Genomic DNA, 24754 nt, shown 5'->3' on the forward strand with positions numbered 1-24754 from the left:
GACGGTAGCGGTGGCGAAGGCGGCGGCGAGGGCGGTTCCCCCACTCCAACGCCTACGCCCACGCCCGATCCCTCTACAGGTCAGTAGGCACCCAGCCATAGCCAATCAAAGGCGCCCGAGCAGATCAAATGCTGCTCGGGCGCCTTTTTGTCACGAGAAACCTCGCATGCGCCTCAACACGATGCGACAATAAAGAAGGGCGCCGACCATCGTCGACGCCCCATCAAAGTCGCTATATGCGCTCGTACGGCGCTGTCCTCACGCGCCGCCTCGTCTACTTACGAGAGTTGCTCAGCTTGTTGATGAGGGCCTCCAGGCGCTCGCCGTCCTCGGCGGTCTGGGCGATAACCAAGATGGTGTCGTTACCGGCGAGCGAACCGAGCACGTCGGGCAGCTCAGCGGCATCGACCGCAGCGGCAATGCCCGAAGCGGTACCGGGCTGAGCCTTGATCATAACCAAGTTGTCGGTGCGCAGAACGCCCGTTACCAGTTCGGAAACCATACGCTGCAGATGCAAGTCCTCGGCCAGGACATAGATACCCTCGGGGAGCTTGCGCAGCCCCATATCGGCAATGTCGCGCGAAACGGTCGCCTGCGTGCAATCAAACCCCATGGCACGAAGCTCGTCCACCAGCACGCGCTGCGTGCGAACATCCTTGTTGCGCACGATATCTCTGATGGCATCCTGGCGCCCATTGCGTTTTTTAGCCATACTAAACCTCACTCCATAGATGGCGGAGACAATCAATCAGTAATTGAATAGTTTAGCGCTATTTGAGGGTATTTGTGAATAAGAACGCATTTCGAAACAATTCCATGCAAGATTGTTTCGAAAATAGCCGTCTTAAGCAGTTTTGACGCCCGTCCGGTTAAAAAAAGCGGCCAGATGCGTATACATCACGCAACGCGTAGGTTTGGCACTGGCAATCGGTCCAAACAACAAGCCGAGTCCACGATGGTTATCCTTGAGTGCCGCAGCCATCTGACGAGTTCGAGATGCCTCGAGCATATCACGCATACGAGCGGAACGCTCAATTGAAGAAACCCCATGCGGGCTCAAGCACAAATTTTCGATGCAGGCGACCAGCCCGGCGAAGTAAAACATATGGCTCGCCACCTTTAGCTGCGCGTCACCGTTCGCCTCTGCCAGCGAATCAATAAGCTCGTCGAGCGCCCGGGCGTCATCGGTAAGCTTGGCAAACAATGTGGGGTCAAAAGCATCTGTAAGCCGTGGCGCCACCGCATGGAAACAGGCATCACCGCACCCGGATATGCATTGCGCCTGCGAAAGAGCGCATGTCATAAACCCAATCGAGCGAAACGCACGGTCGCGCGACAAACACGTCTCGAACAGCGAGCGGCTGTACATCACACCGGGAGTCTGGGCAATCAGGCCGCCGGAAATCATTTGAGACAGACCGGCCGCCAATGAAGCACGGTCATCGATCGCAAGAGAGGTGGCATCCAGTACACGCGAATGGCGCTCACGATGAGCATCGTAGCGGTCGAGCGATGCCGTGGGAATCACCATGTCTGCCGCAGCATCGCACGCAACGTCGACCATCTTGGAAAGGGACTGTGGGGCAAACCACTCGTCGGCGTTCATGGCAACAATCTGCAATCCACGCGAGGCGGCAAAACCGGCCTTGAGACATGCTCCGCGCGCCGAATCCTCGACGTCAATCAAATCGATGTGAATATCTCTGCCGGCGGCAACCTCGAGCGAATGGCGCACACCTGGTGCAACATCGCGGCATACGATGACAATCTGCAAATCATAGAGGTCTTGGTTCTGGACGCTCTCGAGCGCACGCATCGCATAGCTGGGCGAACCCTCAACAATAAGGATCACCGAAAGTCGCGGATGCAAACCACGTCGAACCAAGTTTTCCATCCTCTCGATAGCGCCAAATCAAACTGTCGTTCATGGTACACCCGAGCTATAAAAGCAACGAGCCGCCTAACATGTTGCACGCCAAGAACAGATGTTGCACACGCGCAGCTCACACATAGTATGTGTCAGGTACGGACGCGCCGAGCACTCCCCTAGTCGAGTACGACAAGCTCGTCGGGGCCGTAATCCACACCCATAAACGTAAGGCCGCAGGCAGGCGCCGTGGGACCCGCGGCGGTACGGTCGCAGGCATCAATGACCTCGCGCATCCACTCGGGATCGCGACGATGCATGCCAATCTCCACGAGCGTTCCTACAATGGTACGCACCATCGAGTGCAAAAACGCATTGCCCTCGATGGTGAAGGTCAGGATATCCTCGCCAAAAGCGACCTCGTGGCCAAACTCGGCACGCATCACGCAGCGATGCGTGGGCTTGCCCACGGCAGATGCCACCTTGCAAAAGCTCTTAAAGTCCTGCTCGCCCAAAAGCGCAGGGCAGGCGGCCGCCATCGCATCGACGTCGAGGGGATAGCGATGCCACCACACAGCGCCGCGCGAGAGCACGGGGCGCGCATCGCGATCGGCAATACGGTACGTATACGTACGGGACCGCGCGTCAAAGCGAGCAGAAAAGCCTTTACGGGCCCTGTAGACCTCGTTTATGGCGATATCTTTGGACAACAGGGCATCCATAGCCCTCAGCCACCTACGGCGCGTCAGAGCAAGCTCAGCGTCCGTTACGGGCACGCTAATGTACTGAGCCACCGCATGCACGCCGGCATCGGTACGCCCCGCACACGTCAGATCGATCGGGCGGCGCAGCAGCGTCTCGATAGCGCGGCGCAACTCGCCCGCAACGGTCGTCTGGCCCGGTTGCTCGGCAAATCCGCTATACGATGAGCCGTCATAGGCAACACGGAATACGAGCGTAGCATCGAGCCCTGGGTTCAAATTGAAATCAGACGGCGCGGTCATGGACGCTCCCAACAAACAATCAACGGTATTGCGACAAAAAAAGAGGGGTACGCGAACGTACCCCTCGAATATAGCCTATGCAGACGGATTGTCTACTCAGCGGTCTCCTCAGCAGGAGCCTCCTCGACGGCCTCGACCTTCTTGGGAGCCGCGGCCTTCTTGGGGGCCGGAGCAGCCTTCTTGGCCTTAGGCGTGCAAGGCTCGGTGACGAGCTCCATGATAACGATGGGAGCGTTGTCGCCCTTGCGGTTACCGAGCTTCATGATGCGGGTGTAACCGCCGTTGCGGTCCTGCCACATGCCCTGAGCAGCCTTGTCGAAGATCTCGGCAACGAGCTGCTTATCGCCGAGCTTGGCGATGGCCAGACGACGAGAGTGCAGGTCGCCCTTCTTGGCCCAGGTGATGATCGGATCGACGACCGAACGCAGCGCCTTAGCGCGGGTCTCGGTGGTCTTGATGCGGTCGTTCTCGAAGAGGGCCTTAGCAAGGCTCTTCTTCATGGCCTTGGTGTGGCTCGCATCGGTGCCGAGCTTCAGGCCCTTCTTAACGTTGTGACGCATGGTCTAGTTTCTCCTCAAATATGCGAAGCATTAAGCCTTCAGGCTCAGGCCCATGGACTCTAGCTTGTCCTTCACTTCCTCGATCGACTTAACACCGAAGTTACGGATGTTGAGCAGATCGTTCTCCGAGAACTCAACGAGCTGACGGACCGAGTGAATGCTGGCGCGCTTAAGGCAGTTGTAGGAACGGACGGAAAGGTCCAGATCCTCGATCTGCTTGTCCAGCTCGGCGTTGTCGTTGGTGACCTCGGGAGCGAAGATCGAAGCCTCCTCCTCGACCTCGGGGGTCTCGGCAAGGTTCATAAAGGCAGCCATATGCTGGTTGATGATATTGGCAGCCTGGACCACGGCGTCGCGCGGAGCGATGGAGCCGTTGGTCTCGATCTCGAGGACAAGGCGGTCGTAGTCGGTGTGCTGACCGACACGGCAAGCCTCAACGAGCTTGGCGCAACGGGACACCGGCGAGTACAGCGAGTCGACGTGGATCACACCGATGGGATCGTTGTCGCGCTTGTTAGCCTCGCCAGAGACATAGCCGCGGCCATAGCCGATGCGCATGCTCATGGTGAGATGGCCACCCTCGGTGAGCGTAGCGATGTGCTGCTCGGGGTTGACCAGCTCAAACTCGGACGGAATAAAGAAGTCCGCACCGGTGACCTCGCAGGGGCCGTCAACCGAAATGGTGGCGGTCGCCTCGTCGGTCGTGCCGAGAGCCCTGAAGACAAGACCCTTGACATTCAGGACGATGTCGGTGACATCCTCGACCATGTTGGGGATGGTCATGAACTCGTGCTGCGCGCCATCGATCTGAATAGCCTCGACGGCGGCACCCTCGAGCGAGGACAGAAGAACGCGACGAAGGGAGTTACCCAGCGTATCGCCGTAGCCACGCTCGAGCGGCTCGACGGAGACACGAGCAGACGTCTCGTTGATCTCTTCGACCTGAACCTGAGGCCTAATGAATTCTGACATGTATTACCTCCAGCCTCAGCAGCCCGGATGGACTACTTAGAGTAGAGCTCGACGATGAGCTGCTCGTTGATATCACCGCTGATCTGCTCACGCGTCGGCAGAGCGAGCACGTTACCAGACAGCTTCTCGATATCGACCTCGAGCCAGCCAGGGACCTCAAAGCGCTCGGAGGAAATCAGGGCCTCCTTGATGGGGAGGAGGTCACGGAACTTCTCGCCGACAGCGACGACGTCGCCGGCCTTGACGCGGTAGGACGGGATGTCCACACGCTTGCCGTTCACGGTGAAGTGACCGTGACGGACGGACTGACGAGCCTCTTTGCGGGTGCGGGCGAAGCCAAGACGGAAGACGACGTTGTCGAGGCGAGACTCAAGGATGATCATGAGGTTCTCACCGGTGACGCCGTTCATCTTACGGGCCTTGTTGAAGTAGCCGTGGAACTGCTTCTCCAGAACGCCATAGATGAACTTGACCTTCTGCTTCTCGCGCAGCTGCATGCCGTACTCAGATTCCTTGCGACGGCGCTTGGGCTGACGGATAGATTCCTTCTTGCTGCTGTAACCGAGCTCAGCGGGATCGATCCCGAGCTGACGGCAGCGCTTAAGAACAGGAGTCCTGTCGATTGCCATATTGATACGATCCTTTCAGTTACACGCGGCGACGCTTCTTGGGGCGGCAGCCGTTGTGCGGGATGGGGGTCTTGTCCTGGATGCTCGAGACCTCGAGGCCAGCGGCCTGGAGGGAGCGAATGGCGGTCTCACGACCGGAGCCGGGGCCCTTGACGAAGACGGAAACCTTCTTCATACCGTGCTCCATGGCCTGCTTGGCAGCAGCCTCGGCAGCCATCTGGGCAGCGAACGGCGTGGACTTACGGGAGCCCTTGAAGCCCACCTGGCCAGCCGACTTCCAGGAAATGACGTTGCCCTGGGGATCGGTGATCGAAACGATCGTGTTGTTGAACGTAGAACGAATGTGAGCCTGGCCCACGGAAATGTTCTTACGGTCCGCGCGCTTCAGACGGGCAGCGCGAACGTTCTTCTTAGCAGTAGCCATCTATCTAGCGCTCCTTATTTCTTCTTCTTAGCACCGATCTGACGCTTCGGGCCCTTGCGGGTACGAGCGTTAGTGTGGGTGCGCTGGCCGCGGACCGGGAGGCCCTTGCGGTGACGAAGGCCGCGGTTGCAGCCGATGTCCATAAGGCGCTTGACGTTCTGGTTGCGCTCACGGCGGAGGTCGCCCTCAACCATGATCTGGTTCTTGTCGATATAATCGCGGATGGCGTTAACCTCATCCTCGGTGAGGTCCTTAACGCGCGTATCCACGTTAACGTTGCACTCGACGCAAATCTTCGTCGCAGTGGTGCGGCCGATGCCGTAAATGTAGGTCAGACCGATCTCAACGCGCTTCTCACGCGGGAGGTCGACACCATTAATACGGGCCAACGTAGTCTCCTCTCTTAACCCTGACGCTGCTTATGACGGGGGTTCTCGCAAATGACGAGGACCTTGCCATGGCGCCTAATGATTTTGCACTTATCGCACATCTTCTTGACCGAAGGACGTACCTTCATCGTTCTTCCTTTCGGTAGCGCTCAAACTACTTCCCTACTATCTACTCGCCCAGCCGCAGGCGTTTAAAACTATGGCTGGTCTTCACACACAATCCGACCGTAGGTTGAGCTAAGCCTGCAGTCGGAAAAGGAGTGCGTGTATGCGTGCCGCTATTTATAGCGATAGGTGATGCGGCCGCGGGTCAGGTCGTACGGGGAAAGCTCCACGACAACCCTGTCACCGGGGAGAATACGGATGTAATTCATTCGGATCTTGCCAGAAATGTTGCACAGAACCGAATGACCGTTCTCGAGCTCAACCTTAAACATGGCATTGGGCAGCGGTTCCTTTACCGTACCCTCGAGCTCAATTGCGTCTTCCTTCTTCACAAGCAATCATCTTTCTCTAGAAAACGACAGCGATTGAGTATTCTACAATACGCGTGCACGTATCGTAATATCTTCGTAATGGCTCCACAACTAAGTGAAACCTGTAACTTTGAAATGTAAATGCCGACGAATTTGAACGCGGCCTCTACATCTCGCCTCCTTGCAAGGAACACCAGGCGCCTTGCGCGTCGGTAGTGAGAATCACCGGGCCGTCATCGGTGATGGCGACGGTGTTCTCGTAGTGCGCGGCGGGCAGGTGGTCGTTGGTCGTGACGATCCAACCATCGGAGCCCGTGCTCACATGATTGGATCCCATCGTGACCATCGGCTCGATGGCAATGACCATACCGGCCTGGAGACGAACGCCCCTCCCCTTCTTTCCGTAGTTCGGAACGTTGGGGTCCTCGTGCATCACATGGCCAATACCGTGCCCCACATAATCGCGAAGCACGCCATAGCCGTGAGACTCGGCGAGGGACTGGACGGCATAACCAATGTCCCCAATATGGTTACCGGGAACAGCCTGCTCGATGGCAGCCTTAAGGCAATCGCGCGTAACCTCGCACAGGGCCTTGGCCTCGGGCGTGAGGGTACCGACGAAAAACGTCCAAGCGTTATCGCCGACCCAACCGTCGACAACAGCACCCGTATCGATGGAGATGATATCGCCATCACGCAGGATCATGTCGGGATTGGGAATACCGTGCACCACGGCATCGTTAATCGATGCGCAAATGGTACCGGGGAACCCGCCGTAGCCCTTAAAGGCCGGGGTGCCACCATGCATGCGGATAATCTGCTCCGCAAGCTGATCAAGCTCAAAGGTCGAAACACCAGGGCGAACCATGGCTCCAACGTGGCGGAGCGCCATCTTAGATAGCGCTCCTGCCTTCTTCATCTGCTCGATTTGCGTTGCAGACTTAATCTTGATCATAGACCGAGAGCCTCTTTGACATCCCCGTACACGGTCTCGCGAGCCTGGTCACCGTTGACCGACTTGAGCAGACCCTGGCCACGATAGTAGTCGACGAGCGGGCTCGTGGACTTCTCGTAGACGTCGAGACGATTCTTGATGGTCTCGGGCTTGTCGTCGTCGCGCTGATACATCTCGCCGGCGCACTTGGGGCAGGTAGCATCGGCAGCGGTGCCGGTGTAACCGCAGGCGCGGCAGGTGCGACGCGAAGACAGACGGTCGATGATGACCTCGGGGGCCACGTCGACCAGAAGGGCGCAGTCGATCTCGCGACCCATGGCAGAGAGCTCGGAATCGAGCGTAACAGCCTGGGCAGTGTTGCGCGGGAAACCGTCGAGGATGAAGCCCTGCTGGGCGTCATCGGCGGCAAGGCGCTCCTTGACAAGGTCGATCACGAGCTGGTCGGGAACGAGCTCGCCGGCGTCCATGTACTTCTTAGCCTGAATACCAAGCTCGGTGCCACCCTTGACGGCAGCACGCAGCAGGTCGCCCGTGGAAATGTGAGCGACGCCGAACTCGGCGACGAGCTCCTGTGCGACGGTGCCCTTGCCGGCACCCGGAGCTCCGAGCAATACGAGGTTCATGAGCAATCCTCCTCTAGCCTATTTAAAGAATCCATCGTAATCATACATCTTGATCTGGCCTTCGAGCTTGTCGACCGTGTCGAGCACGACGCCGACCATGATGAGGATGGACGTGCCGCCAAATGCCTGGATCAGATGGTTGCCCGTGAAGGAGAAGATGATCGAAGGCACGATGGCGATGAGCGCCAAAAAGACAGCGCTGGGAAGCGTGATCTTGTTGAGCGCGTTCTTGATGTAGGCCGCGGTAGCCCTACCCGGACGCACGCCCGGAATAAAGCCGCCCTGCTTCTTAAGGTTGTCGGCCGTGTCATCGGGGTTGAACACCATGGAGGTGTAGAAGTACGCGAAGAACACGATGAGGACAACATTAAGCACCCAGTTGAGCCAACCGGTCGAAAGCGCAGAGGCAACTGCCTGGATCCAGCCGATGCCGGGGAAGAACACGGCAATCTGAGCCGGGAAGTACAGCAGCGCCGAAGCGAAGATGATCGGCACGACGCCCGCGGTGTTGACCTTGATGGGCAGGTAGGTGGTCTGGCCACCCATCATGCGACGGCCAACGACGCGCTTGGCGTAGGAGACCGGGATGCGGCGCTGGCCGCGCTCAAGGAAAACGATCAGCGGGATAACCAGCAAGATGATGGCGCAGATGATCACCATGGTGATGATGCCACCGGCGTTACCCTCGGTGCTGGAGAAGATCGCCTGCGGAAGACCGGCCATGATATTCGCGAAGATGATCAGCGACATGCCATTGCCGATACCGCGCTGGGTGATGAGCTCACCAATCCACATGATCAGCATGGCGCCCGCAGTGAGCGTACCGACGATCATGAGGTCGAAGATGATCTCGGGAGCGCCGGCGCCATTAAAGCTTATGCCGAAGCTCTTAAAGAGGAAGAGGTAACCCACGGAGTTGAGGATTGCCAGAGCCAGGGTGAGGTAACGCGAATACTGCGTAATCTTGGTCTGACCGACCTCGCCCTCGCGGGCAAGCTCATGCAGGGAAGGCACAACGGCCTGGAGCATCTGGAGGATGATCGAGCTAGTGATGTAAGGCATGATGCCCAGCGAAAACACCGACACATAGCTCAACGCGCCGCCAGAGAAAAGATTCAGGAGGGCCATAGCACCTGCGGCGACCGAATTGTTATCGGTCGAGAAAAGGCCCAGCATCCCCTGGAAGGGAATGCCGGGCACAGGAACGTGCGCACCAATGCGGTACACGACGAGCATAGCTATGGTAAAAAGAATCTTTTCGCGCAGTTCTTTGATGCGGAAAGCATTCTTAAGACCATTTAGCACGGCAGCTCGACCTTTCCGCCGGCGGCCTCGATCTTGGCCTGCGCAGAAGCGCTGACCTTGTCGACCTTGACCGTGAACTTCTTGGTGAGCTCACCATTGCCGAGCACCTTGACGGGCTCGAACTCGCTCTTGGTGATGCGAGCAGCCTTAAGAGCGGCACCGTCGATTACAGCGCCGTCCTCGAACTTACGCTCGAGACGCTCAACGTTGACAGCGGTGTACTCGATACGACGGGGGTTGCGGAAGCCCGGAAGCTTGGGCAGGCGCATAGCCAGCGGAGTCTGGCCACCCTCGAAGCCGGCACCCTTGGTGCCGCCAGAGCGGGAACCCTGGCCCTTCTGACCGCGGCCAGAAGTGGTGCCGTGACCCGAAGAATTGCCACGGCCGACGCGCTTGCGGTTCTTGGTGGAACCGGGCGCGGGAGTAAGATCGTGAAGCTGCATTTGCTACTCCTCTACAATCTCGACAAGGTGCTTGACCTTGAAGATCATGCCGCGGACGGACTCGTTGTCAGCAATCTCGCGAACCTCGCGGATCCTGTGGAGACCGAGGGCACGGACAGTACGGACCTGGTCCTGCTTGCAACCGTTGGTGCTGCGGACCTGCTTGATCTTGATGGTGTCAGCCATGCTTAGTTCTCCTTACCGACGAACATCTCGGAGACCGTCAGGCCACGGCGAGCCGCGACGTCCTCAGGGCTGGAGAGCTCCTTGAGGCCCTCGACGGCAGCCTTGATGATGTTGAGGCCGTTGTCGGTACCGAGGGACTTGGACAGGACGTTCTTGATGCCAGCAAGCTCAAAGAGGGGACGCACAGCGCCGCCGGCGATAACGCCGGTACCCTCGACAGCGGGCTTGATGATGATGCGGCCGGCACCAAAGTGGCCGAGAACCTCGTGCGGGATGGTGCCCTGCTCGGTCACCGGCACGTGGAACATGTTCTTCTTGGCATCGAGAGACGCCTTGGAGATGGCCAGGGGCACCTCAGCGGACTTGCCCATGCCAACGCCGACGTTACCCTTGCCGTCGCCAACGACGACGAGAGCGACGAGGCTCATGCGACGACCACCCTTGACGGTCTTCGACACGCGGTTGATGTAAACGACGCGCTCCTCGAACTCGGAGGCCTCGCGCTGCTGCTTCTGATTACGAGCCATGTGCTACATACCTCCTAGAACTCGAGACCGGCGGCACGAGCACCGTCGGCGAGGGCCTTGACGCGGCCATGGTAGATACGGCCACCACGATCGAAGGCGACCTTGGTGATGCCGGCCTCGATGGCGCGCTTGCCAACGAGCTGACCGACCTTCTCCGCAGCCTCCTTGTTCGAGGTGTGGGTGCCCTTGAACTCGGCCTCGAGGGTCGAGGCAGAGACGAGCGTCAGGCTGGAGCCCTTGCTGTCGTCGATGATCTGGGCATAGATGTTGGCGTTAGTACGGGTCACTCGAAGACGCGGACGCTCGGCGGTACCCGAGACCTTGCCGCGAACACGACGCTGACGACGCTTGAGGCCTTCCAGCTTCGCCTTATGCTTGTTCATACGTAAACTCCTAAAAAGGTTGATCTTGCCAGCACCTGACGGGGTGCTGGTCTTATGCGAGTGAGTCGGTTACGACTACTTGGCGGCCTTACCCAGCTTACGGCGGATGTGCTCGCCAACGTAGTGGATACCCTTGCCCTTGTAAGGCTCGGGAGGACGATGACCGCGGATCTCAGCGGCGATCTGACCGACCTGCTGCTTGTTGATACCCTTGACGTTCACGTGGGTGTTGTCGGGAACCTCGAAGGTGATGCCCTCGGGAGCCTCGACGATCACGGGGTGCGAGAAGCCCAGGGAGAACTCGAGGTTCTTGCCCTTCTGCTGCACGCGGTAACCGACGCCGGCGAGCTCGAGCTTCTTCTCGAAGCCCTCGGAAACGCCGACAACCATGTTGTGGATGAGGGCGCGGGTGAGGCCGTGGCGGGCACGGGTCTCACGCTCGTCGTCGGGACGGGAAACGGTGAGGACGTTGTCCTCGACGTTGATAGCGAGCTTCTCAAAGACATCGAGCTCGAGCTGGCCCTTGGGGCCCTTGACGACAACGTTGTTGCCGTTGACTGCCACTTCGACTCCGGCGGGAATCTGGACAGGCTTATTACCGATACGAGACACGGTGATCTCCTTTCCTTCTACCTACCGAGCGAATTACCAGACGTAAGCGATGATCTCGCCGCCGACGTTGTGCTTGCGAGCATCGCGGTCGGTCATGACGCCATGGCTGGTGGAAATAATGGCGGTACCAAGGCCACCGCGGACGCGGGGCATGTCGGCAACGCCGGTGTACTTACGCAGGCCCGGCTTGGAAATGCGGCGGATGCCGTTGATGACCTTAGCCTTCTTGGGACCATACTTAAGCGTGATGTGCAGAGTCTTCTGGGGAACGGTGTCCTCGACATCGTAGCCCTCGATGTAGCCCTCCTCGTGCAGAACACGAGCGATCTCGACGAGCTTCTTGCTGCTCGGCATGGAGACCGTGGCCTTGTTCACAGAGTTAGCGTTACGGATGCGCGTAAGCATATCTGCGATCGGGTCTGTAAGGTTCATACAGATTCTCCTTCGTTCTTGATGAACACGTGCTCTTGGTTCTTCGCCGCCCTTAACGGCAAAGCCTTTTTAGCGCGTTTTCCCTGTTCCAAACTGATGCTTGAAACGCTGGTAGTGACTTACCAGCTGGCCTTCTTAACGCCGGGAAGCTCGCCCTTGAGTGCAAGCTCGCGGAAGCAGACACGGCACAGGCCGAACTTGCGGTACACAGAGTGCGGACGGCCGCAGCGCTGGCAGCGCGTGTACTCACGAGTAGAGAACTTCTGCTTGCGATTGCACTTGACGATCATCGATGTCTTAGCCACTTATATCCTCCTCACATAGAGTATTGTTCGCCCCAAGCGCCGCCCCCTTCTGGGAACGGCGCTCATAGGGCAGGTGAACCTATTTCTTGAACGGGAAACCGAAGGCGTCCAGAAGGGCCTTGGCCTCCTCATCGGTGTTGGCGGTGGTCACGAAAGTGATGTCCATACCACGCTGGTGATCGACGGAGTCGAAGTCGATCTCGGGGAAGATGAGCTGCTCGGTGACGCCCATGGAGAAGTTACCACGGCCGTCGAAGCTCTTGGCGGAGATGCCGCGGAAGTCGCGGATACGGGGGATCGCGACGGAGGTCAGACGATCGAAGAACTCCCACATACGGTCGCCACGCAGGGTAACCTTGCAGCCGATCGGCATACCAGCGCGCAGGCGGAAGGTAGCGATGGACTTGCGGGCACGGGTGATCATCGGCTGCTGGCCGGTGATGGCGCGCAGGTCGCGCACGGCACCGTCGATGGCCTTGGAATCGGTAGCGGCCTCGCCGACACCCATGTTCACGACGATCTTCTCAAACTTGGGGATCATCATGACGTTCTCGTACTGGAACTTGTCCTGAAGCTGCTGCTTGACCTCGTTGTTGTACTTGGTCTTCAGACGCGGCACATACTTCTCTTCTGCCATTATTCACTCCTTCTTGGGGTTTTAAGCACGGGGCGTGGCCACGATGGGTTGTCCTCGTGCCTCCTGACTGCATCCGCGCCGCTCATGGCATTTCGCGGTTTGGACCCGACGCAGCAGGAGCCGACAAAACAATCGGTACTATACGCGCATTGGGTGCGTATTTCCAGAAAAACCTCGTCTGCCTGCACAACTCCACAACTCCCCCGCACAAATGCGTCCCAAAAGCAGTTGCGGTGAAATAGGGACTGTTTGGCGGCCCAACAGGCTTAAACAGTCCCTATTCCACCGCAACTCATATATGGGGCGTTATTTTTGGCGTGGGAGGACCAGGTTGAGGATCACAGCAACGAGTGCGGCGACGGCAATGGAGGATCCGCCAAAGACGGTGCCGACCCATGCGGGGAATCCAGCGCCGGCAAGCGCGCCGGCCGTGCGCTCAATGCCCGTGCCAAAGGCGATAGAGAGACCCATGAGCGTGGTATCGCGCTGAGACAGGCCGTGGCGGGCAAACATGACCACACCGTTCATGCCGATGGTCGCGAACACGCCGATCGTGGCGCCGCCGATTACCGGCTGCGGAATGGACGTGAGCACCGCCGCGCACTTGGGCAGCAGGCCCGCGACGAGCAAGATGGCGGCGGCAAGCGTAAAGACCATGCGGTTGACGACCTTGTTCTCGGCGATAATGCCCACATTCTGGCCAAAGGTTGCCGTGGGGACGCCGCCCAAAAAGCCCGACAGCATACCGACCAGGCCGTTGGCGATCAGACCGCCCGAGATCTGGCTATCGGTCGCAGGGGTATCGAGCGCGGCGGACGAGACAGCGGCAAACTCGCCCATGACCTGTACTGCGTTGACAATGGCGACAACGCCCACAACGGCGCACGCGGCCGGGTCGAACACCAGGCGATGGGCGCCCAGGGCCGGCGGGGCGAACCAGCTGGCGGTCGCGATGGCCGAGAAATCGACCATGCCCAACACCGCAGCCAAAACAAAGCCCGCGCAGATACCAGCCAGGATGCTGCCCAGCCTAAGCGCGCCCTTGCCGTAGTTGCCAGCCATAAAGGTGACGACGAACGTCACAAGTGCGACGGCCCAGTTGGTGACACTGCCAAAATCCGCCGCGCTCTCCCCGCCCGCCATGGAGGCAACTGCCACTGGGCATAGCGACAGGCCAATGACAAAGATGACGGTGCCGAGCACCGGGGCCGGAAAGAGAAAGCTTACGCGCCTAAACAGTAGGCCGAAGAGCGCGACGAGCGCGCCGCCGATTACCTGGGCGCCCAGCACGGCCTCAAAACCAAGCTCAAGACCGACCGCCTTGAGCGCCGGCACGAAGGTAAAGCTCGCACCCATCACAATGGGCAGGCCCGAACCGACGACACCTTTTATGGGGAACTGTTGAAGGAAAATGTCGAGCGCCGAGAGGACGAGCGACGCCTGGATGACAGCGGCCTCCTCCTGAGGGGTAAAGCCGCAGACCGACGCGATGATGATGGCGGGCGTGACGATACCCGCGAATGCCGCCAGCACATGCTGCAGTGCATGGGGCAATACCTGCACAAACGAAACTTTTCCCGCACGCTCGAACAGGGCGCCCCCTGCTGCCGACTCCGCCATTTGCGCCTCCCATACTCTAGGCAGCGGCCCCATACCGCTCAACGAGCGGACATTATAGGGCATATGGCACAGGTAGCATTTTGACCCGCGATCCTGCATCCCCCGGGGTCAAACAGCAGTTGCGGTGAAATAGTTCCTGGCTAACCGCCCGGCAGGCTTATCTAGGAACTATTTCACCGCAACTTATTGATGGAGATGCGACTAGCGCTTGCGGGGGACGAGCTTGGTGCGGCGCAGGTGAATCATCTCGGCGGCGATGGAGATGGCGATCTCCTCGGGGTCCTCGGCCTGAATGGCAACGCCGATCGGCAGGTGCAGCTCGTCGATCTGGTCCTGCGTAAAGCCCTCCTGCTCCAGGCGGGCGCGCACAAAGGCCGTCTTGCGGCGCGAACCCAGACAGCCCAGGTAGGCAGGCTTGGCGCGCATGGCTTGGATCACCACGTCGATATCGGACTTGTGGCCTGCTGTGGCCACGACCACCAAGTCGCGCGGACCGATGGGACACAGCTCGCTCAGGTTCTTGTAATCGACCAGGCGACGATCGTAGACACCGGGCACCCATTCGGGCGTCAGCGTGCCGGGGCGGTCATCGCACGCCACAACGGCAAAGCCCGCCACCGTGAGCGCGCGCGCCGTCGCAGCGCCCACGTGTCCGCAGCCAAAGATGTAGGTCAGGCCCTCGGGGCAGAGCGTCTCGATGTGCGCCGGGGGGATCTCGGAGGCAGCGTTGGTGTAGGTGACCTTACTCCCCTCCTCCACCAGCGAAAGCTCGGGGTAGCCGTCAATGGTATGGCGCGATGCCCCGCCATGGTACTCGGCCACATCGCCCTCGAGGGCCTGAATGACAAACGGCTCAAAGTCGATAACGAAGTCGCCGATGCGCCGATAGGCCAAGACGTCGGCAACCGACTGGAACAACGGTGTCTGAGTCGCATCCAGATGCAGGTAGCACAGGCAGATGGCACCGCCGCAGATCATGCCGGTATCGGAGTTCTCGCCGCCCATGGTGTAGCGGACCAGACGCGATTGCCCTGCGGCCAGCAGCTCGCGCGCCTCGTTCAGCGCAAAGAGCTCGATCTTGCCGCCGCCGATGGTACCTGCTTGGCTGCCATCGGCAAAGACGGCCATCCAGGCGCCCACGCCGCGCGGCGATGACCCTGCCGTGCCGGCAACTACCACCAGCTCGCACGTCTTACCAGCCTTCAGAGCGCCGAGCGCAGCATTCACCACATCGAGCTTTTCCATTGCAATTTCCTATCCCTGGAATACACCGGTGAGCATGGCGAGCGCCTCGAGCACGCCGCCGCCGACCGACGTCGCCTTGTCCGAAATATAGTTGATATAGCTGGCATCGCCGCGCGGGTCGACGTCTGCACATTTAAAGCCCTCGGTCACCTGAACGCCGTCGGCCAAAAGGCCGCGCAAGCAGCCGTCAATCTGCGTGATCATGGGAGTATCACCCGCATACCCGATCACGTCGCCGGCACTCACGATGTCGCCGATTGCGCGGTCGGACCTAAACACGCCGACGGCGGGGCTGTGGATAACGCGCTCCTTGCCATAGCCGGCGATGACACCTGGCACGCCCGTATTGGGCTGGGGCGAGCCCTGGGTGATGACGCGACCGAGAAAATGACCGCGCATGGTCTCGACCACGGCGTCGCAGTCAACCGGCGCGGTAAAGCCCGGCCCCACGGCGATGACTGCAGGCGCCATGTCGCGCGTAGTGCCCAGGTTGCGCTTGGCCAAAATCGCGTCGACCACAGCCGCGGGTTTAAGCTCATCGAGTATCTTGGCCTGAGGGTCCACCACGACGGCAACATCCCCCGCTTGGGTAATCTCGAGCGCCTCTGCCGGCGTCTGCGCCAAGCGAGCGCGAATGCCCTCGACCTGGACCTCGCCCAGGCGAATGGCCTCGCAAAAACTGATTGTGCGACGGATGCACGTGGGAACCGCGATATCGGCCATAACGACCGACACGCCGGCGCGCACCAAGCGAGCGGCGACGCCCGTGGCGATATCGCCGGCGCCGCGAACATAAACGAGCATTCCTGGGGCACCTCCCTGTGCTACGGTTTGAGCAGAGCAAAAGCGGTTCGACCGCTACTCTGATGATTATTTATTATCACAATATTATACGGCGGTGAACAGATGGAAACGGTTAGTGGCAATCTTGCCTCGACGCTCAGGATCGAGCCGGGCATTACCGCGATTATCGGCAGCGGCGGCAAGTCGACCTTGCTAAAGACGCTCGGCCTTGAGCTTATGCGCGCTGGCGGCCGCGTGCTCCTCTGCACCACCACGCACATGTTTCCCGTCGCCGGCGTGCCATGGGACGGGTCGAGTCGTCGCCTGGACGCCGCACCTTGGAAGCCGGGCGCTGCACATGTCCCCGGTTGCACTTGCGAGGCCTGCGCGGGCCTTGCGCGCGGAAGCATCTGCCAAGCGGGTGTCTTGGACCCGGAGACAGGCAAGCTCTCCGCCCCCGCCGAGCCACTCGGCGAGCTGGCACAACGCTTTGATTATGTGTTGGCCGAGGCGGACGGCAGCAAGCGGCTCCCGCTCAAGGCGCATGCCGCCTGGGAGCCGGTAATTCCCGCCGCCACGGCAAACGTTGTCTGGGTCGTCGGCGCCTCGGGGCTGGGCAAGCCCATCAACGAAGCCGTCCACCGCCCCGAGCTCTTTTGCGAACGTTGCGGCTGCGAGCTCACCGACATCGCCACGCCCGAGCGCGTCGCCCAGGTGCTCAATGCCGAGATGCAGGCGCTGAAGCTCAGTACCGCACGCGTCATGCTCAACCAAGTCGACACACTTGCCGACCCAACGATAGCCGACCGCTTCCAGGCAGCCCTCGGCCGCCCCGTCGTCGCCACCAACCTCAAGTAGCCGGCGTTGCCCCACCAGACCTATAAGTTGCGGTGGAATAGTTCCTGAAACGGCCTATTTGGCGGCTAAACAGGAACTATTTCACCGCAACTGCGGAGGGGACACGGCATCTTTGCTGCTAGCGGGGAACGTAGCGGCCGGGCTGGGCTCCGGTGGGCTCGCCGTCGCGCGCAGCCAGTACGCCGTTCACAAACACGGCCTTGGCGCGGCCGTGCGCCTCAAAGCCCTCGAGCGGCGTGTAGTCCACAGCCTGATGCTGCGTCGCCGCGCGAATGGTCCAGCGCGCCTTGGGATCCCACACGCACACGTCGGCATCGGCACCCTCGGCAAGACAGCCCTTGCGCGGATACATGCCAAAGACGCGCGCCGGGTTCTCGCTCATCAAGCGGCACAGGTCCTCGGGGCCCAGCTGTCCCTCAAAGCTCGTAGCGATCGCGACGGGGCGATGCTCCACACCGGGTCCGCCGTTGGGAATCGCGCGGAAGTCGTCGCGCCCGCGGTCCTTTTGCCCGTGCAGGTTAAAGCTGCAGTGGTCGGTGGCGATAGTATCGATCTCGCCGGCCACAAGCGCCTCGCGCAGTGCCGCACGGTCACCCGCATGGCGCAGCGGCGGGCTCATCACGTACTTGGCGCCCGCAAAGCCGTCCTCGCCCTGCTCCAGATAGCAGGTGTCGTCGAGCATCAGATACTGAGGGCATGTCTCGACATAGATGTTCTTCTGCCCGCGCGCTTTGGCAGCGCGAATGGCCTCGAGCCCCAGCTTGGTCGAAAGGTGCACCACGTTGACCGGAGCGTCCCCGGCCAAGTGCGCCAGATACAGCAGGCGGCTCACGGCCTCGGCCTCACACACGTCCGGACGGCTGAGCGCATGGCCCTCGGGCCCGTGGATACCCTGCTCAAACACGCGCTTCTGCAGCGCGTTGACCAACGTGCCGTTCTCGCAATGCACGCACAGGATACCGCCCACGCGCTTGAGCTCCTCCAGCACCTCGAGCGTCTCGGCATCGTCCAGGCGCAGATGGTCGTAGGCAAAGTAGGTCTTAAACGACGACACGCCCGCCTCGCGCACGGCCGAAAGATCGGCGCGGTTGCGCTCATTCCACTCAGCAAGCGCCATATGGAAGGCATAGTTGGCGGTGCAGGTGCCGTCGGCGCGATGATGCCACTCGACCAAGGCATCGGGCATGGTCACGCCGCGATCGGCCGTCGCGTAGTCCACAATGGTCGTCGTGCCGCCGCAGGCAGCCGCGCGCGTGCCGGTCTCAAAGCTATCGGCTGTCCAATCCATGCCGGTCCAGCACTGCATGTGCGTGTGCCCATCGATAAAGCCCGGGAACACCCAGCAGCCCGCAGCATCCTCGACGGTATCGCCCTCGGCCGGCTCAATCGCCGCGGCAATCCGCACGATCTTATCGCCATCCATGGCAAGATCGGCGCGGCGAAGCCCCTGGGGCGTCACGAGTGCGCCGTTTTTGATGATGATCATAATTGCTCCTTATTGATTGATGCAGTTGGCCACGCGATCAAAATACGAGCAGGCGGCGATATGCTCCGTTATGCGTCGCTGTCCCTTGGCGGTATCGACGTCCCACAGTTCGTAAGCACGTGCCTCGACCAGCACCACGTCGGTACGGTCCTTAAGGATCGAACCGCCGCCGTCCTTGCCCTCAAGACACATAAGTGCATCGAACAATTCCGCCGGAAAGAGCACCGGGCTCGAAGGCTCGCCGTTGCACGCAAGACGCACCGGACGCTTGCGGCCGCGCTCGTCAAACGCGCGAACCATAGCCTCGAATGAATCCGAACTCACGAGCGGCTGGTCGCCCGGCAAAAAGAGGCAACCTTTCCAGTTACGATCGACTCCCCACGAAAGGCCCGCACGGACGCTTTCGCTGCGCAGCTCGCCATCGTGCAGCACGCACGGGCAATGCTTGTCCTCGCAAATCTGGGCGACCTCGGGCCAACGCGTCGAAACCACGACGTCAAAGCCCTGGGGAACCGAATCGATGGTCCGGGCAATCAGCGGCTCGCCATAGATATCGGCAAGCATCTTGTTAGAGCCAAACCGCTTGCCCTCGCCCGAAGCCATAATGACGCAACCAAGTTTCATGGCGATACCTCCCCTGAAACCATCGTATCAATAACTCGCGTCGCGGGGCATCTACATCGAAAGCGCTTATCCCGCACGCCCACGATGCAAAAAGGGGGCACCCCGCCGGTTGGCAGAGCGCCCCCTTTACATGGCTTACCTCAGCCCAGCTTTAGGCCTGGAACCAACGGGCGGTGTTGCGCTCGTCGAGGGCCTTGAGGGTAGCGGCGGGATCGGCAACCTTCTGCAGGAACATCATGGCTGCGATGGCGTACGGCTTGTAGCTGGCCTCCTTGTACATGCCCACACGGTGCATGTCGAAGACGTCGGCGTTGACCTCGCCGTGCTCGCAGGAGACACCGGAGATGTCGGCGGGCAGCGGATGCATAAAGATGGTGTCCTGGCCGTTGGCGGTCTTCTCCATGAGCTCGGTCGTGGAGCACCAGTCCTGATGGGTGGCGTTCTGGGCGAGCAGCTCCTTCTCGAGCGCAGCGATGCCGGCGTCGTCGCCCTCGGCGTACAGGTTGGTGCGCTTCTCCATGGCGGCAAACGGAGCCCAGCTCTTGGGGATCACGATGTCGGCGCCCTCGAAGGCCTCGGCCATGGTGTTGACCTGCTTAAAGGTGGTGCCGGACTCGGCGGCATAGCCCTTGGCGCGCTCGACGACCTCGGGCATGAGGTCGTAGCCCTCGGGGTGAGCCAGGGTGACGTCCATGCCAAAGCGGGGCAGCAGGCTGATCAGCGACTGCGGGCAGGACAGCGGCTTGCCGTAAGAGGGCGAGTAGGCCCAGGTGACGGCAACCTTCTTGCCCTTGAGGTTCTCAAGACCGCCAAACTCGTTGATGAGGTAGAGCATGTCGGCAGAGGACTGCGTGGGGTGATCGGAGTCGGACTGCAGGGAGATGAGCGTGGGACGGTGATCCAGAACGCCGTCCTCGTAGGCCTGCTGGACAGACTCGGAGACCTCGGCCATGTAGGCGTCGCCCTTGCCGATGTACATGTCGTCGCGGATGCCGATGACGTCGGCCATGAAGGAGATCATGGTAGCGGTCTCGCGGACGGTCTCGCCGTGAGCGATCTGGGACTTCTTCTCGTCCAGGTCCTGCAGCTCAAGGCCGAGCAGGTTGGCTGCCTTAGAGAAGGAGAAGCGCGTACGGGTGGAGTTGTCACGGAACAGCGAGACGGCCAGACCCGAATCGAAGATCTTGGACGAAACGTTGTTCTCGCGCAGCTCGCGCAGAGCGTCGGCGACGATGTAGAGCGCCTTGAGCTCATCGGTGGTCTTGTCCCAGGTGTGCAGGAAGTCGCTGCCGTACATGCCCTTAAAATCGAGGCCGTTCAGCTGCTCGACGAGCTCGGTAAACTTGGCGTCCATGTAAATGTCCTTTCTAAAGGTGAAACGATCGCAATGAGTAGATGCGCCCCGGCATGCGCGTGTGGCTAGAACATGCAGAGCACTATGACGAGGACCCGCTACCGTTGAGGAAGCATGGGAGATAACGACCGCGGGCCCCAAGTCAACGGGGAGTGCCGGGGGCACGAGCGGCCCCCGGCTCAACAAGATCAAGGAATGGGACTAGTCGATCTTGTTGTTGGTCAGACCGGCGCGGAACACGGTGGCATCGCCATCGGCCTGGCTCGGATCGTAGAGGTTCAGGGCAGCCACATACATGGCGGCAGCGGTGACCAGGTCGTCCTTGTAGGTGACCTCGTTGGGAGCGTGAGCCTGAGACTCGGCACCCGGGCCAAAGCCGACGCAGGGGATGCCATAGCGGCCCTGGATGGAAACGCAGTTCGTGGAGAAGGTCCACTTGTCGCACAGCGGACGACCGGTGCGCTTGTCCATGCTGGGCTCGCAGCCGATGCGCTCGTCACCGAACATGGCCTTGTGGGCGTCGACGAGGGCCTTGACGTGCGGAGCGGTCTCCTTGTTGATCCACGTGGGGAAGTAAGCCTCGGTCTCGTAGACCTCGCCGGTCCAGGACGGACGGTCGTACATGTACATGGAGACCTTCACGTCGTCGCCGTACTTCTTGGCGGCCGGCAGGTTGCGGATCTCGTCCAGGCAGGACTCCCAGGTCTCACCAGCGGTCATACGACGGTCGATGGAGATGGCGCAGGAGTCAGCGACAGCGCAGCGGCTGGGGCTGGTGTAGAAGATCTGGCTGACGGTGCAGGTGCCGCGGCCCAGGAAGCGGGCATCCTCGTAGTGCTCGGGGTTGTACTTGGGGTCGAGCATCTTGACGAGGCCCTTGATGTCGGTCGACTCGTCGCAGCCGTTGTTGTTGAGGGCGCGGACGTCGGCGATGATGTCGGCCATCTTGTAGATGGCGTTGTCACCGCGGTCGGGAGCGGAGCCGTGGCAGGAGGTGCCGTGAACGTCGACACGGATCTCCATGCGGCCGCGGTGACCGCGATAGATGCCACCGTCGGTGGGCTCGGTGGAAATGACGAACTCGGGCTTAATGCCGTCCTTGTTGTAGATGTACTGCCAGCACATGCCGTCGCAGTCCTCTTCCTGGACGGTGCCGACGACCATGATCTTGTAGCCCTCGGGGATGAGGCCCATGTCCTTCATCATCTTGGCAGCGTAGGTAGCAGAAGCCATGCCACCCTCCTGGTCGGAGCCACCGCGGCCGTAGATGATCTCGTCGGTCTCGTAGCCCTCATAGGGATCGGCATCCCAGTTCTCGATGTTGCCGATGCCGACGGTGTCGATATGAGAGTCGATGGCGATGATCTTGTCGCCCTCGCCCATAAAGCCCATGACGTTGCCCAGGCCGTCGACCTTGACCTCGTCATAGCCAAGGCTCTCCATCTCGGCCTTGATGCAAGCGACAACCTCGCCCTCCTCGCAAGACTCAGAGGGGTGGGAGATCATGGCGCGCAGGAAGCGAGTCATATCAGCACGATGAGACTCCGCAGCAGCCTTAATGGCATCAAAATCGAGTTCTTTAGTCATAACAGTCAACCTTTCTACAAGGGTTTACCTACAGGTAGATATTTCAGATAGATCACTTGTGCCAAGCAGCGTGAGGTCGAGCACCCCACAAGCAAGTAACCATAGGAGGCGGACGGAGGACTTTGCTCCGTCGCGAGTTCCGCACGAGCCGGAGAGCACTTAATGTGCTCTCCGTGCGAGCAGGACTGTCCGAGCAGGGAGTAAAGTCCTCCGGCTGCCTCCGGACAGGTCAGTCTGCTAGCAGGTCGGATACTCGCCCTCCCAGACGATGCGACGGTACTGATCCGGATCGGTGTCGCCCTCGGTGGAGAAGCAGAGCACGGAGCTCGTCTTGTCCAGGCCGATGAGCTCCTTGAGCTCGGCGTACTCGGGGTCGAGCATGAGGGTCTCGACCAGACCGGTGGTCACTGCGCCGGACTCGCCGGAGATGACGCGCGGGTCGCCCTTCTCGGGAGCGCCCAGGGTGCGCATGCCGCGAGCGGTGACCCAGTCGGGGCAGGACACGAAGGCGGTGGTGTGGTTGCGCAGGATATCCCAGCCCAAGATGTTGGGCTCGCCGCAGCACAGGCCGGCCATGATGGAGGGCATGTCACCGTCCACGATGCGCGGATCTCCGTCGCCGGCGGCAGCGCCCTTGTACAGGCAGGCGGCCGGTGCGCACTCAACCACGACGAAGGTGGGCGGGTTATCGGGATACAGGTTGGTGAAGTAGCCCACCACGGCGCCGGCGAGCGAGCCTACGCCAGCCTGGACAAAGACGTGCGTCGGGCGGTTGATAGCCATCTCGCGCAGCTGCTCGGCAGCCTCGGAAGCCATGGTGCCGTAACCCTCCATGATCCAGGACGGGATCTTCTCGTAGCCCTCCCAGGCGGTGTCCTGAACGATGACGCCGCGCTCGCAGGCGTCGGCCTCGGCGGCGGCCATGCGCACGCACTCGTCGTAGTTGACCTCTTCGATGGTCACCGTGGCGCCCTCGGCGGCAATGTTATCGAAGCGGGGCTTGGTGGAACCCTTGGGCATGTGCACGACGGCCTTCTGGCCCAGCTTGTTGGCAGCCCATGCCACGCCGCGGCCATGGTTGCCGTCGGTGGCGGTAAAGAAGGTGGCCTGGCCAAAGTCCTTGGCAAGCTGATCGGAGGTCAGGTAATCGAAGGTGCACTCGGCAACGTCCTTGCCGGTCTCGTCGGCAATGTAGTTGGCCATGGCAAACGATCCGCCCAGGACCTTAAAGGCGTTGAGGCCAAAGCGATAGCTCTCGTCCTTAACGCACAGGTTGGACAGGCCTAGGCGCGCGGCCTGGCCATCCAGGCGGGCAAGCGGTGTGACGGTGTACTGGGGGAACGACTGGTGGAAGGCGCGGGCCTTCTTCACGTGGTCGAGGCTCATGATTCCCAAGTGCTTGTCATCGCTCTTGGGCATCGTGTTGCCCGCCCACTGGATCTTATCGGCCATACGGTGAACTCCTTAAGTTCTCTCTTGCCGGCCCCCGCATACGCGTTTCAGCCCGATCCCATTCACACGGCTGAACTTTTATGTGGATGCCAAACAAAAAGTTTGTTAGCACTGTTCTATCACACTTTTTGATTGGAAAACCTAACAAATTGTTTGTTGCCGTAATCGGTACCTTTTCGCCGCCGAACGGTCACATAACACAGCGACGCTTTCGTTATTTGCGAACAAGTGGGGTTTATGGCACAGTGAGCCCAAACTAATTTTTAGGAAGGCACCCATGACCCCCGCACAGATTGAGTTCTACAAGCGCCTTGCACACGGCCTGGCGCTCCAATTTGGCCCCAACTGCGAAGTCGTCGTCCACGACCTGGAGACCGAGGACGTGGACCGCTCCATCGTAGTGATCGAAAACGGCCACGTTAGCGGGCGCAAACTGGGTGACGGCCCCAGCCATATTGTGCTTGAATCCATGCACGAGGGCACCGCCGACGTGCACGACCGCGAGCCGTACCTCACCAAAACCGCCGATGGCAAGCTGCTCAAGTCCTCGACCATCTTTATCCGCAACGACGAGGGCAAGCCCGTCGGCATTTTGGGCATCAACTTTGACATTACGCTTATGAAGGCTTTTGAGCGTTCGCTCGACGCCTTTACCGGCACCGGCGGCACGGGCTACACCGAGCCCGAGCCCATTACCAAGAACATCGGCGACCTGCTCGAGGACCTGCTGCACGAGTGCGAGCAGTTTGTGGGCAAGCCCGCGGCGCTCATGACCAAAGACGAGCGCATTCGTGCCATTGGCTACCTCGACCGTCGCGGCGCCTTCCTCATTTCCAAGTCGAGCGAACGCGCCTGCGAGTTCTTTGGCATCTCCAAGTACAGCTTCTATAGCTACCTCAATGAGGCCAAGGCGGCAGCAGGCGACAAGTAGGCACTCGCCTGGATTGCCCCTCCCCTTTTGGGCGCGAGTTCTGGAAAGCATGAATCCAAGACCGAGCCGCTTGGAAAGTTCCATA

The 24754-nt window shown here is 60.4% G+C and carries 31 protein-coding genes; 2 read left to right on the plus strand and 29 right to left on the minus strand.

The features are described 5' to 3' along the window. Window positions 1-274 precede the first annotated feature (274 nt). The 24 genes from DXB86_RS02200 to yqeB form a co-directional block, all read right to left on the minus strand. On the minus strand, window positions 275-712 hold the full coding sequence (locus DXB86_RS02200; RefSeq protein ID WP_006235280.1) for an arginine repressor: 438 nt from the start codon (window positions 710-712) through the stop codon (window positions 275-277). Window positions 713-844: 132 nt separating this feature from the next. After that, the gene (locus DXB86_RS02205) at window positions 845-1885 is read right to left on the minus strand and encodes a glycosyltransferase (protein ID WP_158555259.1); all 1041 of its coding nucleotides are present in this window, start codon (window positions 1883-1885) and stop codon (window positions 845-847) included. Window positions 1886-2046: 161 nt separating this feature from the next. Next, window positions 2047-2871: a tRNA pseudouridine(38-40) synthase TruA gene (truA, locus tag DXB86_RS02210; protein WP_117735996.1), complete on the minus strand. Its 825-nt coding sequence runs from the start codon at window positions 2869-2871 to the stop codon at window positions 2047-2049. Between the two features lie 92 nt (window positions 2872-2963). Continuing rightward, the gene (gene rplQ, locus DXB86_RS02215; protein ID WP_006235277.1) at window positions 2964-3431 is read right to left on the minus strand and encodes a 50S ribosomal protein L17; all 468 of its coding nucleotides are present in this window, start codon (window positions 3429-3431) and stop codon (window positions 2964-2966) included. Window positions 3432-3461: 30 nt separating this feature from the next. Beyond that, window positions 3462-4403: a DNA-directed RNA polymerase subunit alpha gene (locus DXB86_RS02220; RefSeq protein ID WP_006235276.1), complete on the minus strand. Its 942-nt coding sequence runs from the start codon at window positions 4401-4403 to the stop codon at window positions 3462-3464. Window positions 4404-4435: 32 nt separating this feature from the next. Beyond that, window positions 4436-5032 carry a 30S ribosomal protein S4 gene (rpsD, locus tag DXB86_RS02225; RefSeq protein ID WP_006235275.1) on the minus strand — a complete coding sequence of 199 codons (597 nt, stop codon included), beginning with the start codon at window positions 5030-5032 and terminating at the stop codon, window positions 4436-4438. A gap of 19 nt (window positions 5033-5051) precedes the next feature. Continuing rightward, on the minus strand, window positions 5052-5456 hold the full coding sequence (gene rpsK, locus DXB86_RS02230) for a 30S ribosomal protein S11 (RefSeq protein ID WP_006235274.1): 405 nt from the start codon (window positions 5454-5456) through the stop codon (window positions 5052-5054). Window positions 5457-5470: 14 nt separating this feature from the next. Next, window positions 5471-5845 (minus strand): 30S ribosomal protein S13, encoded by a 375-nt coding sequence (rpsM, locus tag DXB86_RS02235; protein WP_022094275.1) that lies wholly within the window; start codon window positions 5843-5845, stop codon window positions 5471-5473. 14 nt (window positions 5846-5859) lie between these two features. After that, on the minus strand, window positions 5860-5973 hold the full coding sequence (gene rpmJ, locus DXB86_RS02240) for a 50S ribosomal protein L36 (protein ID WP_006363204.1): 114 nt from the start codon (window positions 5971-5973) through the stop codon (window positions 5860-5862). A 150-nt stretch (window positions 5974-6123) separates the two neighbouring features. Next, on the minus strand, window positions 6124-6342 hold the full coding sequence (gene infA, locus DXB86_RS02245; RefSeq protein WP_035137443.1) for a translation initiation factor IF-1: 219 nt from the start codon (window positions 6340-6342) through the stop codon (window positions 6124-6126). A gap of 145 nt (window positions 6343-6487) precedes the next feature. Further along, complete coding sequence (gene map / locus DXB86_RS02250) at window positions 6488-7276, minus strand: type I methionyl aminopeptidase (RefSeq protein ID WP_117735997.1); 789 nt, start codon at window positions 7274-7276, stop codon at window positions 6488-6490. Beyond that, window positions 7273-7899: an adenylate kinase gene (locus DXB86_RS02255; RefSeq protein ID WP_055252238.1), complete on the minus strand. Its 627-nt coding sequence runs from the start codon at window positions 7897-7899 to the stop codon at window positions 7273-7275. Before DXB86_RS02255 ends, map begins: the two co-directional genes overlap by 4 nt. 18 nt (window positions 7900-7917) lie before the next feature. After that, on the minus strand, window positions 7918-9204 hold the full coding sequence (gene secY, locus DXB86_RS02260) for a preprotein translocase subunit SecY (protein WP_035137447.1): 1287 nt from the start codon (window positions 9202-9204) through the stop codon (window positions 7918-7920). Next, complete coding sequence (gene rplO / locus DXB86_RS02265; protein WP_006235267.1) at window positions 9198-9647, minus strand: 50S ribosomal protein L15; 450 nt, start codon at window positions 9645-9647, stop codon at window positions 9198-9200. Before rplO ends, secY begins: the two co-directional genes overlap by 7 nt. A 3-nt stretch (window positions 9648-9650) precedes the next feature. Then, on the minus strand, window positions 9651-9833 hold the full coding sequence (gene rpmD / locus DXB86_RS02270) for a 50S ribosomal protein L30 (protein ID WP_006235266.1): 183 nt from the start codon (window positions 9831-9833) through the stop codon (window positions 9651-9653). Window positions 9834-9835: 2 nt separating this feature from the next. Next, entirely contained in the window at window positions 9836-10360 is a 525-nt protein-coding gene (gene rpsE / locus DXB86_RS02275) for a 30S ribosomal protein S5 (RefSeq protein WP_055252236.1), read from the minus strand. A 14-nt stretch (window positions 10361-10374) separates the two neighbouring features. Then, complete coding sequence (gene rplR, locus DXB86_RS02280) at window positions 10375-10743, minus strand: 50S ribosomal protein L18 (protein WP_055252235.1); 369 nt, start codon at window positions 10741-10743, stop codon at window positions 10375-10377. 75 nt (window positions 10744-10818) lie between these two features. After that, window positions 10819-11355 (minus strand): 50S ribosomal protein L6, encoded by a 537-nt coding sequence (gene rplF, locus DXB86_RS02285; RefSeq protein WP_006235263.1) that lies wholly within the window; start codon window positions 11353-11355, stop codon window positions 10819-10821. A 33-nt stretch (window positions 11356-11388) separates the two neighbouring features. After that, window positions 11389-11787, minus strand: a complete 399-nt coding sequence (gene rpsH, locus DXB86_RS02290) for a 30S ribosomal protein S8 (protein WP_006235262.1) — start codon at window positions 11785-11787, stop codon at window positions 11389-11391. A 119-nt stretch (window positions 11788-11906) separates the two neighbouring features. Beyond that, on the minus strand, window positions 11907-12092 hold the full coding sequence (locus tag DXB86_RS02295) for a type Z 30S ribosomal protein S14 (protein ID WP_022094280.1): 186 nt from the start codon (window positions 12090-12092) through the stop codon (window positions 11907-11909). A gap of 79 nt (window positions 12093-12171) precedes the next feature. Beyond that, entirely contained in the window at window positions 12172-12729 is a 558-nt protein-coding gene (rplE, locus tag DXB86_RS02300; RefSeq protein ID WP_006235260.1) for a 50S ribosomal protein L5, read from the minus strand. Window positions 12730-13035: 306 nt separating this feature from the next. After that, complete coding sequence (locus DXB86_RS02305; RefSeq protein ID WP_158555260.1) at window positions 13036-14349, minus strand: uracil-xanthine permease family protein; 1314 nt, start codon at window positions 14347-14349, stop codon at window positions 13036-13038. Between the two features lie 201 nt (window positions 14350-14550). Continuing rightward, window positions 14551-15594 carry an XdhC family protein gene (locus tag DXB86_RS02310; RefSeq protein WP_117735999.1) on the minus strand — a complete coding sequence of 348 codons (1044 nt, stop codon included), beginning with the start codon at window positions 15592-15594 and terminating at the stop codon, window positions 14551-14553. Window positions 15595-15603: 9 nt separating this feature from the next. Next, entirely contained in the window at window positions 15604-16398 is a 795-nt protein-coding gene (yqeB, locus tag DXB86_RS02315; protein ID WP_117736000.1) for a selenium-dependent molybdenum cofactor biosynthesis protein YqeB, read from the minus strand. A gap of 102 nt (window positions 16399-16500) precedes the next feature. On the opposite strand from yqeB, the gene yqeC reads away from it, so the two are divergent. Continuing rightward, on the plus strand, window positions 16501-17235 hold the full coding sequence (gene yqeC / locus DXB86_RS02320) for a selenium cofactor biosynthesis protein YqeC (RefSeq protein ID WP_117736001.1): 735 nt from the start codon (window positions 16501-16503) through the stop codon (window positions 17233-17235). Window positions 17236-17353: 118 nt separating this feature from the next. Here yqeC and hydA read toward each other — a convergent pair whose 3' ends face one another. From hydA to dpaL, 5 genes are all read right to left on the minus strand, one after another. Then, window positions 17354-18721, minus strand: coding sequence for a dihydropyrimidinase (gene hydA / locus DXB86_RS02325; protein WP_117736002.1), 1368 nt, complete (start codon window positions 18719-18721; stop codon window positions 17354-17356). A 9-nt stretch (window positions 18722-18730) separates the two neighbouring features. Continuing rightward, a complete protein-coding gene (locus DXB86_RS02330) occupies window positions 18731-19345 on the minus strand; it encodes a nucleotidyltransferase family protein (RefSeq protein WP_117736003.1) in 615 nt (204 codons plus the stop codon). A 151-nt stretch (window positions 19346-19496) separates the two neighbouring features. Next, on the minus strand, window positions 19497-20699 hold the full coding sequence (ygeW, locus tag DXB86_RS02335; RefSeq protein ID WP_055252229.1) for a knotted carbamoyltransferase YgeW: 1203 nt from the start codon (window positions 20697-20699) through the stop codon (window positions 19497-19499). Window positions 20700-20900: 201 nt separating this feature from the next. Further along, on the minus strand, window positions 20901-22286 hold the full coding sequence (locus DXB86_RS02340) for a YgeY family selenium metabolism-linked hydrolase (protein ID WP_117736004.1): 1386 nt from the start codon (window positions 22284-22286) through the stop codon (window positions 20901-20903). 237 nt (window positions 22287-22523) lie between these two features. Beyond that, on the minus strand, window positions 22524-23738 hold the full coding sequence (gene dpaL / locus DXB86_RS02345) for a diaminopropionate ammonia-lyase (protein ID WP_055252227.1): 1215 nt from the start codon (window positions 23736-23738) through the stop codon (window positions 22524-22526). A 277-nt stretch (window positions 23739-24015) separates the two neighbouring features. On the opposite strand from dpaL, the gene DXB86_RS02350 reads away from it, so the two are divergent. After that, window positions 24016-24669 carry a transcriptional regulator gene (locus tag DXB86_RS02350; RefSeq protein ID WP_117564173.1) on the plus strand — a complete coding sequence of 218 codons (654 nt, stop codon included), beginning with the start codon at window positions 24016-24018 and terminating at the stop codon, window positions 24667-24669. Window positions 24670-24754: the final 85 nt, after the last annotated feature.

Source organism: Collinsella sp. OM06-18AC, from assembly GCF_003438785.1.
In the GTDB taxonomy this organism is placed as follows: domain Bacteria; phylum Actinomycetota; class Coriobacteriia; order Coriobacteriales; family Coriobacteriaceae; genus Collinsella.